We start from the raw sequence: 17,622 nt of genomic DNA, 5'->3' as shown, positions 1-17,622 counted from the left end.
GTGGCAAAACCACGCGTACACGAGATCGCATCCGAACTGGGTGTCGATAGCAAGGTCGCACTTGCGAAGTTGAAGGAGCTCGGCGAGTTCGTCAAGGGCCCGTCCTCGAGCATCGAACCCCCGGTGGCGCGCAAGCTCCGCCAGGCCCTCCAGGGCCAGGGCGGTTCCTCCGCGGGAGCGTCGGCGACCCCGGCCGCCCCCGCCGCCGGCGCCCGTCCCGGGGCCCCGCGCCCCTCCGGCGCGCGTCCGTCCGCGCCCACGCCCGGACCGGCCAAGCCGCCCGCTCCGGCGCCGGCACCGCCGATGTCGGTCGCCGAGCGCCAGGCCCAGGCTCAGGCCGCCCAGGAGGCCGCGGCCGCTCAGCGCGCTCAGGCAGCCAAGGACGCGCCCGCCGAGGCCGCCGCTCCGGCTCCGACCGAGGCCCCCGCGGCTCCGGCCGCCGCCGAGAAGCCGGCGTCCGGCGCGACCCCCGGCGGACCCAAGCCCGTGACCCCGCGTCCGGCTCCCGCCGCGAACACCCCGCGCCCCGGCGGCGCCTCGGGCGGCTCCAACCGCCCCGGCGGCACCCCGCGCCCGGGCAACAACCCGTTCGCCAGCAACCAGGGCATGGGACAGCGTCCCGCCGCCCCGCGCCCCGGCAACAACCCCTTCGCCAGCTCGCAGGGCATGGGATCGCGTCCGACCCCGGGCAACATCCCCCGCCCCGCTGCTCCGCGCCCCGGCGCGCCCCGACCCGGCGGACCCGGCATGGGCCAGCGCCCCGCCGGCTTCGGCCAGCGTCCCGGAGGACCCGGCGGCGGAGCAGGACGTCCCGGCGGTGCCGGTCGTCCGGCCGGCGGCGGCTTCCAGCGCCCCGGCGGCGCTCCCGGTGCCGGTGGCGGCTTCGCCCCGCGTCCCGGTGGCGGCGGCGGTCGCGGTCGCGGCCCCGGCGGTGGAACCGCAGGAGCCTTCGGTCGCGGCGGCGGCAAGAGCAAGGCCCGGAAGTCCAAGCGCACGAAGCGTCAGGAGTTCGAGCTCAGGGAGGCCCCGTCGCTCGGCGGTGTCAGCGTCCCCCGCGGCGACGGCAGGACGGTCATCCGTCTGCGCCGCGGCGCGTCGATCTCGGACTTCGCCGACAAGATCGAGGCCATGACCGGCGTGCCGGTGCCCCCCGGCAACCTGGTCACCGTCCTCTTCGCCCTCGGCGAGATGGCGACGGCCACCGAGTCGCTCGACGAGGCCACCTTCGAGGTGCTCGGCTCCGAGCTCGGCTTCAAGATCCAGGTCGTCTCGCCCGAGGACGAGGACAAGGAGCTCCTCGAGGGCTTCGGTCTCGACCTCGAGCAGGAGCTCGACGACGAGACGGACGAGGACCTCGAGATCCGTCCCCCCGTCGTCACCGTCATGGGTCACGTCGACCACGGAAAGACGCGCCTGCTCGACGCGATCCGCAACGCCAACGTCGTCGCCGGCGAGGCGGGCGGCATCACGCAGCACATCGGTGCGTACCAGGTCGTCGCGGAGCACGAGGGCATCGAGCGCCCGATCACCTTCATCGACACCCCGGGTCACGAGGCGTTCACCGCCATGCGAGCCCGCGGTGCCCAGGTCACGGACATCGCGATCCTCGTGGTCGCGGCGGACGACGGCATCATGCCGCAGACCATCGAGGCGCTGAACCACGCCCAGGCGGCCAACGTGCCGATCGTGGTCGCGGTGAACAAGGTGGACAAGCCCGACGCCAACCCGGCCAAGGTGCGCCAGCAGCTCACCGAGTTCGGGCTCGTCGCCGAGGAGTACGGCGGAGACGTCATGTTCGTCGACGTGTCGGCTCGCGCGGGTACCGGCATCCAGGACCTCCTGGACGCCGTGCTGCTCACCGCGGACGCCGGTCTCGACCTGCGCGCCAACCCCAACAAGGAGGCGCGCGGAGTCGCGATCGAGGCGAAGCTCGACAAGGGACGCGGTGCGGTCGCGACCGTGCTCATCCAGTCGGGAACGCTGCGCGTCGGAGACGCGATCGTCGCCGGAACGGCCTACGGCCGCGTCCGTGCGATGGCGGACGAGAACGGCAACGCCGTCCTCGAAGCCGTGCCGTCGCGTCCGGTGCAGGTGCAGGGACTCTCGTCCGTGCCCCGCGCCGGCGACACCTTCCTCGTCACCGAGGAGGACCGCACGGCCCGTCAGATCGCCGAGAAGCGCGAAGCCGCTCAGCGCAACGCCCTGCTGGCCAAGGCCCGCAAGCGCATCTCGCTCGAGGACTTCACCCGTGCTCTCGAGGAGGGCAAGGTCGAGTCGCTCAACCTCATCATCAAGGGCGACGTGTCCGGTGCCGTCGAGGCGCTGGAGGAGTCGCTCGTCAAGATCGAGGTCGACGACTCGGTGCAGCTGCGCATCATCCACCGCGGTGTCGGTGCGATCACGGAGTCGGACGTCAACCTCGCGACGATCGACAACGCGATCATCGTGGGCTTCAACGTCCGCCCCGACCCGAAGGCCCGCGAGCGCGCTGCTCGAGAAGGAGTGGACATCCGCTTCTACTCGGTCATCTACAACGCGATCGAAGAGGTCGAGAACTCGCTCACGGGCATGCTCAAGCCCGAGTTCGAGGAGGTCCAGTCCGGTGTCGCCGAGATCCGCGAGGTGTTCCGCTCCTCCAAGTTCGGCAACATCGCGGGTGTCATCGTCCGCTCCGGCACGATCACCCGCAACTCGAAGGCGCGCGTCATCCGTGACGGCGTCGTGGTCGGGGACAACCTGGCCATCGAGTCGCTGCGTCGCTTCAAGGACGACGTCACGGAGGTCCGTACGGACTACGAGGCCGGTATCGGACTCGGAAAGTACAACGACATCCAGATCGGCGACGAGATCGAGACGATCGAGATGAAGGAGAAGCCGCGAGGCTGATCCGCTCCACTGGAAGGCCCGGGTCCGCCCGGGCCTTCCGGCGTCTCACGGCGCTGTTCGTGCGGGATCGGGAGGGGACTCTCGTCCTCTCGCGCCCTGCGGGAGGAATCGGGGGCCGCCGGTGTCCCGGAGGTGCGGACCCTCCAGTGGGCGCTTCCCCACCCCCGGGTGCGGGAGACCGACCCCGATCAGGCGCTCCTGTCTCGGTGGGTGCGCCCGCTGAGCGAGCAGCTCGCGAGCAGCGAGCCTGCGGGCGACGTCCGGCTCCCGATCCGGCACCTGAGCCTTCCCTCCCCACCCGGTCCCCGAGGATCAGGGAGCCGCGAGAAGGCACCCCACCCGTGCCGTCGCAGACGCGCGGTCGAGGGGCATCACGCCCCAGAAGCAAGGCCCCCTCGGACGCGACCGGTCGTCCGGGCGGAGAGTGGTTGAATGGCGAGCTGAACGGTTCGCCGAGAGAGATGTGAGGACCAGCCATGGCAGATCCGGCCCGGGCGAGGAAGCTCGCCGAACGTATCCAGGTGATCGTCGCGAAGCGGCTCGAGCGCGGTCTCCGCGACCCGCGCCTCGGCTTCGTCACCATCACCGATGTCCAGGTGACCGGCGACCTGCAGCACGCCTCGGTGTTCTACACGGTCTACGGCACCGACGAGGAGCGCGCCGATTCGGCCGCGGCCCTGAAGGCCGCCACCGGAATGCTCCGCACCGAGGTGGGCAGGAACATCACGTCCCGGCTCACGCCGTCGCTCGAGTTCATCCTCGACGCGGTGCCCGAGAACGCGAAGCACATCGAGGACCTGCTCGCCGCCGCGCGCAGCCAGGACTCGCAGGTGCAGTCGCTCGCCGCTCAGGCGGACTACGCCGGCGAGGCCGACCCCTATGTGAAGCCCCGCGAGGACGACGAGGACTAGGCGCCGAGCCCGAACACCGCGGAGCCCGTGGCGACGTCGACCGATTCCAGGACGACGACGACACGGGCTCCCGGCGTGAGCGGGGCCGGGACGTCGACGGTGATCTCCGGGTCGAGCAGCTGGACCGAGGAGCGGGTGCGCGCCGAGGAGACGACGATCCCGCTGAAGGAGGCTCCTTCGCGGCCGCGGAGGACGGCGGCCTCGACGATCGCGGTCGCCGCACGGGAGGCGGCTCCGGCCCGGCGGTCGCTCGCGGCGAGGAGCGGCGGGAGCAGGGGCAGCGCCTCGCGCAGCTGCGAGGGGATCGTTCCGCCCCGGGACACCGCGAGGCAGACGGCGAGGCCGAACCGGTCGACCAGGCGCCGCAGCGGCGCGGTGACGTGCGCGTACGGCGCGGCGAGGGCCGCCTGCGCGGGATGCTCCGGCGGGGCGCCGTCGAAGGCGGTGTAGCCGGCGCCGCGGAACAGGCTCGCCGCGGCGTACATGATGGCGAGCTGGGCGGGGTCGTCGGTGTCGAGGCGGCGCAGGTAGGCGCCGTAGGCCTCCTCCTCGGGCCACGGGACGCCGAGCGCCGCGGCTCGGGAGCGGAAGGCCGCGACGGTGGCGGGGTCGGCCTCGGGCATGGTCCGGAGGATGCCCACCCCCGCGTCGAGCATCATCGTCGCCGCCGCCATGCCGGTCAGCAGCGAGACCTGGGCGTTCCAGCCCTCGACGGCCAGGGGAGCGCGGCGCTCGACCCGGTAGCCGCCGTCGGCGGCGACGATCTCCTCCTCGGGCAGCGTCAGGCTCGCTCCTCCGCGCTCGGCCTCGCGCGCCAGGCGCTCGCGTCCGAACCAGGGGAGGAGGGCGAGGGAGGGGTGCGGATCGCCCGCGTCGACGCTGCGCTGCACGCCCTCGTAGTCGAGCCGGGCCACGCTGCGCACGAGCGCCCGCTCGAGGTGCACCGAGCGCGGCTCCGCCCGCTCGTCGAGGGTCAGCGTCCAGACCAGCGCTCGGCGCGTCTCGTCCGGCAGGAGCGACGCGGTCCCCTCGGAGAGGACCGCGGGGTGCAGCGGGACGCGGCCGTCCGGGAGGTAGTAGGTCTGGCCGCGACGGCGCGTCTCGGCGTCGAGCGCTCCGCCGGTGCGGACGACCGCGGGCACGTCCGCGATGGCGTAGCGGAGGACGACGCCCTCCGACGTGCGCTCCAGGTGGCGGGCCTGGTCCAGGTCGAGCGAGCCGGGCGGGTCGATCGTCACGAAGGGGAGGTCCGTCCGGTCGACGCGGTCCTCGTCGTCCGCTCCGGCGTCCGCGTGCTCGGCCTCGGCCAGCGCGGCCGGCGGGAACGGGCCGGGCATGTCGTTCTCGACGCGGACCGCGGCGAGGGCGCGCTGGACGTCCTGGGCGAGGTCGACGTCGAGGGCGCGCTCGACGGCGGCGTCGGGGCGGGGGAGGCGGAGGCGGCGACCGGTCACGGCGCCGACCCTACCCGCCTCCTCCGGCGCGGACGGCGGTCGACGGGCCCTCAGGAGCCGGGGAGGAGGTAGCCGTCCTCCGGGCCGCCCGTCGCCAGGCCGTCGGCGAGGAGCCCGGCCAGGGCGCGACCGCGCTGGTCGGCGTCCGGCCAGAGAGACTCCACCTCGGCCGCGGTGACCGGGCCGTGCGCGGCGCGCAGCTCGGCGAGGATGAGGCCGCGGACCTGGCGGTCCGAGCCCTCGAACCGCTTCTGCTTCGCCTTCACGGGCCCGGTGTGCTCGGGGTACCCCTCCGCCCGCCAGCGGCAGAGGTCGCGGATCGGGCACTCGTCGCAGCGCGGAGCGCGGGCGGTGCAGACGATCGCCCCCAGCTCCATCGCGCCCGCGTTGAAGGCCGCCGCCTCGGAGAGCGACTCGGGCAGCAGCGCCGACATCGCAGCGAGGTCGGCCCTCGCGCGGGGCGGGCCGGGCTCCGCCGCTCCGTCGACCGCGCGCGCGAGGACCCGGCGGACGTTGGTGTCGACCACGGGATGCCGCCTCCCGTAGGCGAAAACGGCGACGGCGCGGGCGGTGTAGTCGCCGATGCCGGGCAGCGCGAGGAGGGTCTCGACGTCGTCGGGGACCACGTCGCCGTGCTCCTCGGCGATCGCCACGGCACAGGCGTGCAGTCGCAGGGCCCGCCGCGGGTAGCCCAGGGACTGCCAGGCGCGCACCGCCTCGCCGGGCGGGACGGCGGCGAGTGCGGAGGGTGTCGGCCAGCGCTCCAGCCACTCCGCCAGACGCGGGACGACGCGGACCACCGGGGTCTGCTGCAGCATGAACTCGCTGACGAGCGTGCCCCAGGCGGGGAAGCCCTCGCGGCGCCACGGCAGGTCGCGGGCGCTCGTGCGGAACCAGGCGGTGATCGCGTCGGCGAGAGGGTCGGAGGGCATCAGCCCACACTAGGCGGCGGCGCGTATCGTGGGCGGATGACCAGGTGGGCTCCGCAGAAGGCCGATGTGCTCGACGCTCTCGCGGCGGAGGTGCTGCACAACTACGGGCGCGGACGGGTCAAGGTCGGGATCGACGGCGACGACCCCGCGGTGAGCGCGGCGTTCGCGCTCGACCTCGCGGAGGCGCTCCGCCGGGCCGGCAAGGACGCGATCGTCGCGCACCTCGCCGACTTCCGACGTCCCCGCGCCGATCGGGACGACCCCGCCGTGCCCGAGGAGCAGCGCTCCTACGCGGCCGGGTACGACTACGAGCTCCTGCGCCGCGTCCTGCTCGATCCGTTCACCCTCGGCGGCAGCACCGGGTTCGTGCTCGCGGGCTTCGACGCGGTGCGCGACGAGGCGCGGCAGGCGCGCTGGCGGACCGCCGGCCGCGACGCGGTGCTGCTCGTCGACGGCGAGTTCGCCCTCCGGCCGGAGCTGCGCGGCGCGTGGAGCACCAGCATCCGCCTCGACACGCAGGAGCCGCCGGTGGACGCGGCGTACCGCGCCACGACGGATCCGCGCCGGCTGGCGGGGATCCTCGTCGACATCCGCGATCCGGAGCAGCCCCGGCGCCTCTTCGCCGACTCCTGCTGAGCCTCGGGACGGAGGCCGCCGCCGCGGGCGGCGTCCGTCCGACAGGGCCGCGGGCTCAGACCAGGGCGGCGCGGCGCACGACCTCCGCCGGCGGCACGAAGGCGCCCGCCCGCTCGACCTCGTGCACCAGGTCGACCAGCAGCTGGTTGACCGGTGCCTCGCGCCCGCCGCGGTGAGCGTTGCGGACCACGGCCCCGGCCAGGTGGTCGATCTCGCTCGGCACTCCGCGGCGGACGCTCTGCAGCGTCGACCCGGGGTTCGGCACCTCGCCCATCCGCGCGGCCATCCGGCGGGGGAGCAGCTCGACCAGGGGCAGGGGAGCGGCGGCCAGGGCGCGGACGGACGTGTTCGAGAGTCCCTGCAGCGAGCCGAAGCGGACGCCCGACGCGAGGCCCGTCCGGGCGGCCTCGCGCATCGACCGGGCGAGGACGCGCCGCAGCCCCGGATCGTCGATCGTCTCCTGGACCGAGAGCCCGGTGATCGCGGGCAGGGCGTTGACCTCGTTGATCAGCAGCTTCGTCCACTGCGCTCCGGTGAAGTCGTCGGTTACGGCGGTGGGGACCGCCTCGCCGAGGACGGCGGCGGCCCGTCGGACGTCGTCGTCGGCCGGGCGGCCGGGGACGCCGAGCGTGGTCGTGGCAGGAGCCGTGACGGTGACCCGGCCGGGTTCGAGGTGGCTCGCGGCGAAGAGGGCGAGAGCACCCACGAGCCGGGCGTCGCGCACCTGCCGGGCCGCCGCGGTGAGTCCGTCCAGTCCGTTCTGGACGACGACGACGAGAGTGCCGTCGACCGTGCGGCGGTTGGTGCGCAGCGCGTCCTCGGCGTCCTGCGCTTTCGTGCAGACGAAGGCGAGATCGGGCACGAGGTCGAGGGACTCGCCGCAGCGGACCCAGGCGGTGTGCTCGCCCCACGCCCCGTCGAGCCGGATCCCCGACCGGCGGATCGCGGTGAGGTGGTCGCCTCGGGCGGTGACCTCGACGTCGTGCCCGGCGCGGTCGAGAAGGGCGGCGATGGTGCCGCCGACGGCGCCTGCTCCGAGTACTGCGATCCTCATCCGGACAGCCTAGGACGGGCGGGGGAGGGCTCCGGCTCCACCCCGGGAGTACTCCCGATCCGTCCGTGTATCCTCGCACCCGTGCTCGAGACCCCCGCCCCGGCTCCGAACGGGATCCTCCTGCTGGACAAGCCCGGCGGCATCACCAGCCACGACCTCGTCTCGCGGACCCGCCGTCGCGCGGGGACCCGCAAGGTCGGCCACGCGGGGACGCTCGATCCGATGGCGACCGGGCTGATGATCCTCGGTCTCGGCCCCTCGACGCGCCTGCTCACCTACCTCGTCGGCCTCGACAAGCAGTACGAGGCGACGATCCGGCTGGGCTCCTCCACCACCACCGACGACCAGGAGGGCGAGGTGCTCGCCTCGGCGGAGCCCGCCCTCGTCGCGGCCCTCGCCCCGGAGTCGGTGTCCGACGCGATCGCGGCCCTCACCGGAGCGATCGAGCAGGTCCCGAGCACGGTCAGCGCGATCAAGGTGGACGGCCGCCGCGCCTACGCCCGCGCCCGCGACGGCGAGGAGGTCGTGCTCGCCTCCCGCCCCGTGACCGTCTCGGAGTTCGCCGTCCTGGCGAGCCGCCCGGTCGAGGGGTTCCTCGACCTGGACGTGCGCGTCACCTGCTCCTCCGGCACCTACATCCGCGCGCTCGCCCGCGACCTGGGCGCGTCCCTCGGAGTCGGCGGCCACCTGACCGCGCTGCGGCGCACCGCGGTCGGCCCCTTCTCCGTGGCCCAGGCCGGCGAGATCGACGAGCTCGACGTCCCCGCCGCGCTCCTGCCGCCGACGCTCGTGGCGGGCGAGCTGTTCCCCCTGCTGCGCCTCGACGCCCAGGAGGCGGGCGATCTCGCGAACGGCAAGCGCATCCCGGCCCCGGAGGCGGTGGCGGGCGCGAAGGGCCTCCTCGCCGCGGTCGGCCCGGGGGAGCGGCTGATCGGCCTCGCCGAGCGGCGCGGCACCCAGCTCAAGAGCGTCGTCAACTTCCCGACCGAGGACCTGCGGACGGCCGCCTCGTGATCGAGTGGTTCACGATCCTCCAGGTGGGGATCGCCGTCGCGGCCGGCCTGCTCTGCCTCGTGCTCGGGCTGCTCGCCCGCCGTCCCTCGGACGTCTCGGTCGGCGCGACGGCGATCGTCGAGCTGCTGCTGATCGTCCAGCTGGCGGTCGCGATCGTGTCGCCGCTGGTCGGCAACCGCCCGTCGGGGAGCCTGCCGGAGTACTACATCTACCTGATCTCGGCGCTGCTCCTGCCGCTCGCTGCCGGGTTCTGGGCGCTCATCGAGCGGAGCCGCTGGAGCACCGTGATCCTGGGCGTCGCCTGCCTCTCGATCGCGGTCATGGTCTACCGGATGCACCAGATCTGGTTCTTCCAGAGCGCCTGATCGGGTCCGCCACCGGGCCCGGCCCGGCGAGCGCCTAGCATGGACGTGCGATGTCGAAACCAGCCAGCGATGCGTCCGGACGGGCCGCTCACGACCCCTCAGTCCCCTCGGCCCCCGGGAGCGGAGAGCCGAACCGTTCCGCCCGCTCGCGCGGGATCGGCAGCCTCCTGGTCGTGGTCTACGGGATCCTCGCGCTCGCCGCGACGGGGCGCTCCGTCTTCCAGATCATCGACCGGTTCGACGAGGCGCCGCTGGCGTTCTCGCTCTCGGCGCTCTCGGCCGTCGTGTACATCGTCGCGACTGTCGCCCTGATCGTCCCGGGCCGCGCCTGGCAGCGCGTCGCGTGGGTGACGATCACCTTCGAGCTGGTGGGCGTGCTCGTGGTCGGCGCGCTCAGCCTCCTCGCTCCGCAGCTCCTCGGGCTCGCGAGCGCCGACCCGTTCGGGCGCCAGTCGACGGTGTGGGCGGCCTTCGGCGCCGGCTACCTGCTCATCCCGCTCGTCCTGCCCGTGCTCGGCCTCTGGTGGCTCCGCGTGCAGGGGCGGCGCACGCCCCGGGCGGCCGCCTGATGCGCGTCGAGACCCGCCCCGGCGACCTGGCCGGGATCGGACCCTCCGCCGTCACGATCGGCAAGTTCGACGGCGTCCACTCCGGGCACCGGGCCGTCATCGGCCGGCTGCACGAGCGGGCCCGCGAGCAGGGGCTCGCCGCCGTCGTCGTCACCTTCGACCGCAATCCGCTCAGCGTGATCGCGCCGGAGAAGTGCCCGCCCGTCCTGGTCGGCAACGAGCAGAAGCTCGAGCTCCTCGCCGGGACCGGCGTGGACGCGACCCTGCTGCTCACCTTCGACGAGGCGTTCCGGGCGCTCTCGCCCGAGCAGTTCGTCGAGCAGGTGCTGGTGGAGGCGCTCGAGGCCCGCGTGGTCCTCGTCGGCTCCGACTTCCGCTTCGGCGCCCGGGGAGCGGGCGACGTCGACCTGCTGCGCGTGCTCGGCGGGCAGCACGGATTCGATGTGGAGCTGATCGACGACGTGCGGCCCGAGGACGGGCGCCGCGTCTCCTCCACCTGGATCCGCGAGCTGCTGGCCGAGGGCGACGTGGAGCACGCGACGCGCCTGCTCGGGCACGAGCCCGTGGTCCGCGGCGTGGTCGTGCACGGAGCGAAGCGCGGCCGCGAGCTGGGCTTCCCGACCGCGAACCTCTCGCCGCAGTCGCAGGGCCTGATCCCGGCCGACGGCGTCTACGCGGGCCGGCTCACCACCGACGGCGTCACGCATCCCGCCGCGATCTCGGTCGGCAGCAACCCGACCTTCGTCGGAGTGCCGCCCAAGCAGGTCGAGGCGTACGTGCTCGATCAGACGCTCGACACCCTCGACCTCTACGACCGCGTGGTCGACGTGGCGTTCGTCGGCCGGATCCGCGGCCAGGTCGCCTACGAGGGCGTCGAGCCCCTCATCCGCCAGATGAACCACGACGTGGTGCAGGTCCGCGAGGTCCTCGGCATCGACTGAGCGGGATGCCGGCCGCCGCCTAGCAGGGGCCGCGGGCCCGCACCAGCGGGAGAGGTCCCGGGGCCATCGGCGTACCGTGGCCGCATGAGCGAAACCCCCTCCGACTCGGCGCGCCCCCTCGCGCTCGTCACCGGCGCGACCGGCTACATCGGCGGCCGGCTGACGCCGCGCCTCCTCGAGGCGGGCTTCCGGGTGCGCGTCCTGGTGCGCGACCCGCGCAAGCTGGTCGACGTGCCGTGGGCGGAGGAGGTCGAGGTCGCCCAGGGCGATCTCGGCGATCCGGAGTCGCTGGAGGCCGCGGTCGAGGGCGTCGACGTCCTCTACTACCTCGTCCACTCGATGGGCTCGGGCAACGACCACGCCCACTTCGAGGAGGTCGAGAGCCGCGCCGCGCACAACGTCGCCACGGCCGCGGAGTCGGCCGGCGTCGGCCGCATCGTCTACCTCGGCGGCCTGCACCCCGAGGGCCAGGAGCTCTCGAAGCACCTCCGCTCGCGCGCGGAGGTGGGCCGGATCCTGATGGAGTCGGGAGTGCCGACGATCGCCCTGCAGGCGGGCGTGATCATCGGCTCCGGGTCGACCTCGTTCGAGATGGTGCGCCACCTCACCGACGTGCTGCCGTACATGCCCGCGCCGCAGTGGGTGCGCAACTTCATCCAGCCGATCGCCGTGCGCGACGTGCTGCACTACCTGATCGGCTCCGCGTCGCTCGAGGACGCCGCGCTCAACCGCACCTTCGACATCGGCGGGCCCGACGTGCTCCGCTACGGCCAGATGATGAACGGCTACGCGGTCGAGGCCGGGCTCCCGCAGCGGCCGATCGCGTCCCTGCCGGTGTTCACCCCGTGGCTGGCCTCGCAGTGGGTCAACCTGGTCACGCCGATCCCGCGCTCGCTCGCGGTGCCCATCATCGCCTCGCTGCAGTACGACTGCGTCGTGCACGAGCAGGACATCCGCGCGCTCATCCCCGACCCCGAGGGCGGGCTGACCTCCTACCGCCGCGCCGTCCGGCTCGCGCTGGGAAAGATGCAGGCGGGCGAGATCGAGACGAGCTGGCAGAACGCGGAGGTCGTCGGCGCTCCCAGCGATCCGCTGCCGAGCGACCCGGAGTGGGCCGGCCACACGGTCTACGTGGACCTCAAGGAGCGCCGCACCCAGGCCGACCCGGCCAAGCTCTGGCGCGTCATCGAGGGCATCGGCGGCACCAACGGCTGGTACTCCTTCCCGCTCGCGTGGGTGATCCGCGGCTGGATGGACCGCCTCGTCGGGGGAGTGGGCCTGCAGCGCGGGCGCCGCGACTCCGCGCGCCTGCACGCCGGCGACGCCCTCGACTTCTGGCGCGTCGAGGAGATCGAGCGGCCGAAGCTCCTGCGACTGCGCGCCGAGATGAAGGTGCCCGGCGGGGCCTGGCTCGAGATGCGCGCCGAGCCCTCCGGAGACGGCGGCTCGGTCTACACGCAGCGCGCGGTGTTCTTCCCGCAGGGCCTCGCGGGCAGGCTCTACTGGTTCGCGATCCTGCCCTTCCACGGCATCATCTTCAACGGCATGGCCAACCGCATCACGGCCACCGCAGCCGACCTGCCGGACTCCGGCGACGAGCGCTCCCCTGGCGGGCGCCGGGTGCAGCGGTGACAATGGAGGGGTCCGGCGGCGGCGAGGCCGCCCGGGACGCCGACGAGAGGAGCACGATGAGCGAACGGTCGAGTACGGACGCGGGGCGCGGACTCCAGCTGGGGAAGGTCCTCTTCATCGGGGACAGCATCATCCAGGCGGGAGCCTGGGGCGAGTGGCTGACGGAGTCGACGGTCGTCGACGAGGGAGTCGGAGGGGCCACCACGGCGGACGTCGTCGCGCGGCTCGCCGAGCTGGTCGCGCAGGAGCCGGACACGGTGGTGCTGCTGATCGGCACCAACGACCTCGCCTGGCACCGCACGACGGAGCACGTCGTGCGCAACATCGAGACGATCGTCGCGACGTTCCGGCGCGACCTCCCGGACGTGCGCATCCTGGTGACCTCGGTCCTGCCGCGCGGACACGAGTTCGCGCCGCAGATCCGCGAGATCAACCGCCACCTGTGGCAGTTCGCGCCCACGGCGCACGCGGGCTACCTCGACCTGTGGCCGGTGCTCGCGGGCGAGGACGGCGGGCTGCTCGAGCAGTACTCGCCGGACGGCCTGCACCTCAACGAGGACGGCTACCGCGCCTGGCGCGAGGCACTGGGCCCGGCGCTCGAGGCGGTCGTGCGGATGCCTCCGCGGACCCGCCCGATCACGCTGCCCTACGACGAGTTCGCGCGGCCGAAGACGGCCTAGCGCAGCACCGTGGAGGGGGAGTCGACCGCAGGGTCGGCTCCCCCTCCGTCATTCCGCGGCCAGGGCGGCCTCGAAGGCCGCGAGGGCGTCCGCGGAGAAGAGGACGAACCGGACCTCGTCGAGTGCGCCGTCCGCGGTCGCCTCGCGGACCGTCTCCACCGCGATGCGCGCCGCGTCGTCCATCGGCCAGCCGTAGACGCCCGCCGAGACGGCCGGGAAGGCGAGCGTCCGCGCGCCGAGACCGACGGCGGTGCGCACCGACTCGCGGTAGGCCGAGGCGAGGACGGCGCTGCGGTCCTCCGACCGCGAGTGGACGGGACCGACGGTGTGCACGACCCAGCGGGCGGGGAGGCGGCCGGCGGTCGTGGCGACCGCGGAGCCGGCGGGCAGACCGTCCGGCAGCTCGGTCCCGCGGAGCCGGCGGCACTCGGCGAGGATCTCCGGTCCGCCCGCGCGGTGGATCGCGCCGTCGACGCCGCCGCCGCCGAGGAGCGACGAGTTCGCCGCGTTCACGATCGCGTCGACGTGCTCGCGGGTGAGGTCGCCGCGCACGGCTCTCAGGGTGGTCACGACTCCTCCTCCAGGCTTCGTCCGAGGGCAGCGATCGCCGCAGGTCCCACGCGGCAGCAGCCGCCGATCAGATCCGCTCCCGCCGCGCGCCAGGAGGCGACCAGCGCGGGGTCGAAGGCCGCGTCGCCTGCCCAGCGACGCTCGACGGCGTCCCACTCCTCGCCGCTGTTCGGGTACACGACGACCAGCTTGCCGGTGACGGAGCGGGCGATGCGGACCGCCTCGGCGACGTCGCCGGGCGGGCAGCAGTTCACTCCCACGCCGACGACCTCCTCGGAGGCGGCGGCGACGGCGAGCGCCTCGGCCAGGGGCTCGCCGGACGCGGTGCGGCCCGAACGGCCGCTCACGCAGATCCAGGCGGGGACCGAGGAGCCCGCGAGGGCCTTCACGACGGCCCGCACCTCCCGCACCGACGGGATGGTCTCGACGGCGAGCAGGTCGGGCCCGGCCGCGGCCAGGGTCTCCAGGCGCGGGCGGTGCCAGGCGGCGAGCTCGCCGACGGTGAGGCCGTCGTCGCCGCGGTACTCGGAGCCGTCGCCGAGGCTCGCACCGAAAGGGCCGACGGAGGCGGCGACCCAGCCGCTCTGCGCGCGCCGGGCCAGGTCGACGCTCTCCCGGAGGGCGCGCTCGACGAGGCCCGGGGCCAGCCCCGCGGCTGCGAATCCGCTCGCGGACACCTGGTAGCTCGCGGTCACCGCGACCCGGGCGCCCGCCTCGGCGAAGGCGCGGTGCGCGGCGACGACCCGGCCGGGCTCCTCCAGCAGGACCCGGGCGCTCCAGAGCGAGGAGTCCACCGCGGCGCCCTGCGCCTCCAGCTCCGTGCCCAGGCCCCCGTCGAGCAGCAGCGGGCGCACCCGCGCCGCGGCGACGAGGCCGGCGGTCACGAGCGGTTGTTGGAGAGCTCGAAGATCTTCACGAGCTCGGCGATGGCCGCCTCGCGGGCGTCTCCGCCCTCCTCGAACATCGCGGTGATGTGCGTGCGGAGGTGGTTCTCGACGATGAGCTTGTTGAGCGAGCCGAGCGACTTCTGGATCGCGAGGGACTGCGTGACGATGTCGACGCAGTAGTCCTCGTTCTCGATCATCCGCTCGAGGCCGCGCATCTGGCCGCCCAGGATCCGGGCACGGTGCAGCGAGCGCTTCTTGAGGTCCTCGATCACTCCTCCAGCCTACGCGCCGCAGGCGGTACCCGGGCGGGGTATGCGCGCCTACGATCGAGGGGTGAGCACCCGCAAGCCGTCCCGCGCAACCGCCGCCCGCTACCCCTCGCGCGACCGCGCCCGCATGGCGCTCGCGCCCGGGATCCTCGGCGCGATCGTGCTGCTGGCCGGGCTCGCCCTCGTCGGCTCCGACGCCTACGACTTCATCCGCTACCCGGTCGCGATCCTCGCGGCGGTCATCGGCTGGTTCGCGATCCAGGCGCGCGCACTCCTCTGGCTGATCGGGCTCGTCCCCGTGCTCGTGCTGTGGAACCCGGTGCTGCCGTTCGCGTTCCCGGACGCGATCTGGTCCTCACTGAGCCTCGCCGCGGTCGGCGTCTTCGTGGCGGCGGGCCTCGTCATCCGCGTCCCGACCCCGGAATGACGACGAGCGCGACCGTCCGCGCGGCGGAGCGCCGACCGGACCGCCTCGAGGAGTAGACTGGCGCCGCACCCGCACGCCGGGGATGCTGCGACCGGGTCCCAGACCCGTTGCTCGGAGCTCCCGACGGCCACCGGATGCACCGACGCCCGACACCTCCCCGGAGGCGATCCGGCGGATGCACGGCGACGGCAGCGCGCGGGAACCCCTCCTCCGCCCCCGTCACACATCGAGGAGGAGCATGGCTCGCAGCGGCCAGCGTCAGTCCGGTCAGACGCGACGAGCGTCGAACGCCGCCGGGAGCCGACCCCGATCGCGCTCGCGCGGCGTGGACAACGCGGGGATCATCCCGATCCTCGCCCGCCGCGTCCGCGAGGTGGAGGCGAAGGCCCAGACCGGCAAGGTCGGGCCGACCAACCGGACGAAGTTCCTGGTGATCGCCCTCCTGATGCGCGAGGAGCGCAAGCGGGTCAAGGTCGATCCCTCGCTCAGCGACGCGCAGCGCGCCGAGGAGATGAAGCGCCTCGACGGCATCGCCACGATCCTGGCCAAGACGGCCGCCCGCGACACCAGCCTGATCGCGCTGCTCGAATCGGAGGCCGGCGTCACGGCGGCCGCGCAGAAGCTCCGCCGCGACTGGCTGCTCGAGGCGGGCGCGGAGCTCAGCCCCGACGAGCTGCTCATCGTGACCGAGCCGGAGCCCAAGCCCGAGGTGCCGGTCAACCAGGTCGTGCCGCAGTCGGTGCGCGCCCGCCAGCTGGCGAACCCCTTCCTCCCGCCGGACTTCTCGATCGCCGAGGCCTCCGCTCCGGCGCCGCGTCGCAGGCTCGACGACTGGGAGCTGCTCGGGCCGCTCTTCAAGGCGTTCGAGTACGGAGCGGGCGGACGGGCCGCGAGCATGGAGCTCCCGGAGCCGCCGAAGCTCGACCGGGTCTCGCCGCGCGGCCGCGAGCTGATGCCGCACCAGGCGCGCTTCATCGAGAGCGCCCGCGAGGGGCACCGCAGCTTCCTGCTCGCCGACGAGCCGGGTCTGGGCAAGACCGCGCAGAGCCTCCTCGCCGCCTCGGTGGTCGGGGCGTACCCGCTGCTCGCGGTGGTGCCGAACGTGGTCAAGATGAACTGGGCGCGCGAGGTGGAGCACTGGACGCCGCAGCGGCGCGCCACGGTGATCCACGGAGACGGCGGCACGCTCGACGCGTTCGCCGACGTGGTCATCGTCAACTACGACATCCTCGACCGGCACATCGGCTGGCTCGGGAGCCTGGGCTTCCGCGGCATGGTCGTCGACGAGGCGCACTTCATCAAGAACCTCCGCTCGCAGCGCTCGCAGAGCGTGCTCGCGCTGGCGTCGAGGATCCGCGAGACCACTCCGGGGCACGATCCGCTGATGATCGCGCTGACCGGCACCCCGCTGATCAACGACGTCGACGACTTCCGCGCCATCTGGCGCTTCCTCGGCTGGATCGACGAGACCAAGCCGGGACCGGAGCTGATGGGCCGCCTCGAGGAGACGGGCCTCACCCCCGCCGACACGGGCTTCTACCCGGAGGCGCGCGAGGCCGTGATCGACCTCGGCATCGTCCGGCGCAAGAAGATCGACGTCGCCGCCGACCTGCCGTCGAAGCGGATCGTCGATCTGCCCGTCGAGCTGGACGACGACCTCGGCCGCTCCATCCAGAAGGCCGAGCGCGAGCTCGGCGCCCGCATGCTGCAGCGCTTCAGGGCGGTCACCTCCTCGATCACGCACGAGCTCGACGACGACGAGCGCGAGCGGTTCATCCGCATCGTGGCGCAGAGCGAGCTCGAGGAGTCGAAGTCGGCCAAGACCGGCGAGAACGTCTTCACCATGGTGCGCCGGATCGGCCAGGCCAAGGCGGCGCTGGCCGCCGACTACGCCTCGCAGCTGGCCCGCTCGGTGGGCAAGGTCGTCTTCTTCGCGAAGCACATCGACGTGATGGACCAGGCGGAGGACACCTTCGAGAAGCGCGAGCTGACGTCCGTCTCCATCCGCGGCGACCAGACCGCGGCGTTCCGCCAGACGCAGATCGACGCCTTCAACGAGGACCCCGACGTCTCGGTCGCCGTCTGCTCGCTCACCGCGGCGGGAGTCGGCGTGAACCTGCAGGCGTCGTCCAACGTGGTGCTCGCCGAGCTGTCGTGGACCTCGGCCGAGCAGACGCAGGCGATCGACCGCGTGCACCGCATCGGCCAGGAGGAGCCGGTGACGGCGTGGCGGATCATCGCGGCGCACACGATCGACGCGAAGATCGCCGAGCTCATCGACGCCAAGGCCGGTCTCGCCGCCCGCGCGCTCGACGGCGCGGACGCCGAGACGGCCTCGGCCGACACGGTGCAGCTGGACGCCCTCATGCACGTCCTGCGCGAGGCGATCGGCTGA

The 17,622-nt window shown here is 73.6% G+C and carries 17 protein-coding genes; 11 read left to right on the top strand and 6 right to left on the bottom strand.

The genetic code is table 11. The annotated features are described in order from the left end of the window. Together infB and rbfA are read left to right on the top strand one after the other, a co-directional pair. Nucleotides 1–2,886, top strand: a complete 2,886-nt coding sequence (gene infB / locus C5C44_RS00970; RefSeq protein WP_104246572.1) for a translation initiation factor IF-2 — start codon at nt 1–3, stop codon at nt 2,884–2,886. Nucleotides 2,887–3,362: 476 nt separating this feature from the next. After that, nucleotides 3,363–3,797 (top strand): 30S ribosome-binding factor RbfA, encoded by a 435-nt coding sequence (rbfA, locus tag C5C44_RS00965; RefSeq protein WP_104223052.1) that lies wholly within the window; start codon nt 3,363–3,365, stop codon nt 3,795–3,797. Here the strand turns inward: rbfA and C5C44_RS00960 are convergent. Further along, nucleotides 3,794–5,251: a ribonuclease catalytic domain-containing protein gene (locus tag C5C44_RS00960; protein ID WP_258066597.1), complete on the bottom strand. Its 1,458-nt coding sequence runs from the start codon at nt 5,249–5,251 to the stop codon at nt 3,794–3,796. The two genes, rbfA and C5C44_RS00960, sit on opposite strands and share 4 nt — an antisense overlap. Before the next feature lie 50 nt (nt 5,252–5,301). Further along, nucleotides 5,302–6,183, bottom strand: coding sequence for an A/G-specific adenine glycosylase (locus C5C44_RS00955; protein WP_104335092.1), 882 nt, complete (start codon nt 6,181–6,183; stop codon nt 5,302–5,304). Between the two features lie 36 nt (nt 6,184–6,219). Here C5C44_RS00955 and C5C44_RS00950 point away from each other — a divergent pair, with 36 nt between their 5' ends. Next, nucleotides 6,220–6,819, top strand: a complete 600-nt coding sequence (locus C5C44_RS00950) for a hypothetical protein (protein ID WP_146082085.1) — start codon at nt 6,220–6,222, stop codon at nt 6,817–6,819. A 55-nt stretch (nt 6,820–6,874) separates the two neighbouring features. Here C5C44_RS00950 and C5C44_RS00945 read toward each other — a convergent pair whose 3' ends face one another. Further along, nucleotides 6,875–7,873: a ketopantoate reductase family protein gene (locus C5C44_RS00945; protein WP_104335091.1), complete on the bottom strand. Its 999-nt coding sequence runs from the start codon at nt 7,871–7,873 to the stop codon at nt 6,875–6,877. A gap of 81 nt (nt 7,874–7,954) precedes the next feature. Here C5C44_RS00945 and truB point away from each other — a divergent pair, with 81 nt between their 5' ends. The 6 genes from truB (at nt 7,955) to C5C44_RS00915 (ending at nt 13,074) form a co-directional block, all read left to right on the top strand. Next, entirely contained in the window at nt 7,955–8,887 is a 933-nt protein-coding gene (truB, locus tag C5C44_RS00940) for a tRNA pseudouridine(55) synthase TruB (protein ID WP_104223057.1), read from the top strand. Next, complete coding sequence (locus C5C44_RS00935; protein ID WP_104223058.1) at nt 8,884–9,252, top strand: hypothetical protein; 369 nt, start codon at nt 8,884–8,886, stop codon at nt 9,250–9,252. The genes truB and C5C44_RS00935 overlap by 4 nt, the downstream gene beginning before the upstream one ends. A 50-nt stretch (nt 9,253–9,302) precedes the next feature. Beyond that, the gene (locus C5C44_RS00930) at nt 9,303–9,821 is read left to right on the top strand and encodes a hypothetical protein (RefSeq protein ID WP_258066596.1); all 519 of its coding nucleotides are present in this window, start codon (nt 9,303–9,305) and stop codon (nt 9,819–9,821) included. Then, nucleotides 9,821–10,762, top strand: coding sequence for a bifunctional riboflavin kinase/FAD synthetase (locus C5C44_RS00925; RefSeq protein WP_104249656.1), 942 nt, complete (start codon nt 9,821–9,823; stop codon nt 10,760–10,762). The genes C5C44_RS00930 and C5C44_RS00925 overlap by 1 nt, the downstream gene beginning before the upstream one ends. An 84-nt stretch (nt 10,763–10,846) precedes the next feature. After that, nucleotides 10,847–12,394 (top strand): SDR family oxidoreductase, encoded by a 1,548-nt coding sequence (locus tag C5C44_RS00920; protein WP_104246567.1) that lies wholly within the window; start codon nt 10,847–10,849, stop codon nt 12,392–12,394. Between the two features lie 56 nt (nt 12,395–12,450). Beyond that, a complete protein-coding gene (locus C5C44_RS00915; RefSeq protein ID WP_104225671.1) occupies nt 12,451–13,074 on the top strand; it encodes a GDSL-type esterase/lipase family protein in 624 nt (207 codons plus the stop codon). A gap of 48 nt (nt 13,075–13,122) precedes the next feature. Here C5C44_RS00915 and C5C44_RS00910 read toward each other — a convergent pair whose 3' ends face one another. The 3 genes from C5C44_RS00910 to C5C44_RS00900 are packed head-to-tail and all read right to left on the bottom strand — an operon-like array spanning nt 13,123 to nt 14,803. Continuing rightward, nucleotides 13,123–13,644 (bottom strand): O-acetyl-ADP-ribose deacetylase, encoded by a 522-nt coding sequence (locus C5C44_RS00910; protein ID WP_104225600.1) that lies wholly within the window; start codon nt 13,642–13,644, stop codon nt 13,123–13,125. Beyond that, nucleotides 13,641–14,528 (bottom strand): homocysteine S-methyltransferase, encoded by an 888-nt coding sequence (mmuM, locus tag C5C44_RS00905; protein WP_104266982.1) that lies wholly within the window; start codon nt 14,526–14,528, stop codon nt 13,641–13,643. The genes C5C44_RS00910 and mmuM overlap by 4 nt, the downstream gene beginning before the upstream one ends. Further along, a complete protein-coding gene (locus C5C44_RS00900) occupies nt 14,525–14,803 on the bottom strand; it encodes a metal-sensitive transcriptional regulator (protein WP_104223062.1) in 279 nt (92 codons plus the stop codon). Before C5C44_RS00900 ends, mmuM begins: the two co-directional genes overlap by 4 nt. 61 nt (nt 14,804–14,864) lie before the next feature. Between C5C44_RS00900 and C5C44_RS00895 the strand changes: the two genes are divergently transcribed. Beyond that, the gene (locus C5C44_RS00895) at nt 14,865–15,227 is read left to right on the top strand and encodes a DUF6804 family protein (protein WP_244229446.1); all 363 of its coding nucleotides are present in this window, start codon (nt 14,865–14,867) and stop codon (nt 15,225–15,227) included. Nucleotides 15,228–15,465: 238 nt separating this feature from the next. Next, nucleotides 15,466–17,622, top strand: a complete 2,157-nt coding sequence (locus C5C44_RS00890) for a DEAD/DEAH box helicase (RefSeq protein ID WP_104225603.1) — start codon at nt 15,466–15,468, stop codon at nt 17,620–17,622.

This window comes from Rathayibacter sp. AY1F6 (genome assembly GCF_002932035.1).
Taxonomy (GTDB): domain Bacteria; phylum Actinomycetota; class Actinomycetes; order Actinomycetales; family Microbacteriaceae; genus Rathayibacter.
The sequence above is the reverse complement of the archived record's forward strand: the minus strand, read 5'-3'. Positions and strand labels throughout refer to the sequence as shown.

Excerpts from the sequence above, each read along its gene's own strand:
- rbfA (WP_104223052.1), top strand. The coding sequence starts at position 3,363 with ATGGCAGATCCGGCCCGGGCGAGGAAGCTCGCCGAACGTATCCAGGTG.
- C5C44_RS00945 (WP_104335091.1), bottom strand. The coding sequence starts at position 7,873 with ATGAGGATCGCAGTACTCGGAGCAGGCGCCGTCGGCGGCACCATCGCC.
- C5C44_RS00915 (WP_104225671.1), top strand. The coding sequence starts at position 12,451 with ATGAGCGAACGGTCGAGTACGGACGCGGGGCGCGGACTCCAGCTGGGG.
- C5C44_RS00925 (WP_104249656.1), top strand. The coding sequence starts at position 9,821 with ATGCGCGTCGAGACCCGCCCCGGCGACCTGGCCGGGATCGGACCCTCC.
- C5C44_RS00890 (WP_104225603.1), top strand. The coding sequence starts at position 15,466 with ATGGCTCGCAGCGGCCAGCGTCAGTCCGGTCAGACGCGACGAGCGTCG.
- C5C44_RS00930 (WP_258066596.1), top strand. The coding sequence starts at position 9,303 with ATGTCGAAACCAGCCAGCGATGCGTCCGGACGGGCCGCTCACGACCCC.
- C5C44_RS00920 (WP_104246567.1), top strand. The coding sequence starts at position 10,847 with ATGAGCGAAACCCCCTCCGACTCGGCGCGCCCCCTCGCGCTCGTCACC.
- C5C44_RS00955 (WP_104335092.1), bottom strand. The coding sequence starts at position 6,183 with ATGCCCTCCGACCCTCTCGCCGACGCGATCACCGCCTGGTTCCGCACG.
- C5C44_RS00950 (WP_146082085.1), top strand. The coding sequence starts at position 6,220 with ATGACCAGGTGGGCTCCGCAGAAGGCCGATGTGCTCGACGCTCTCGCG.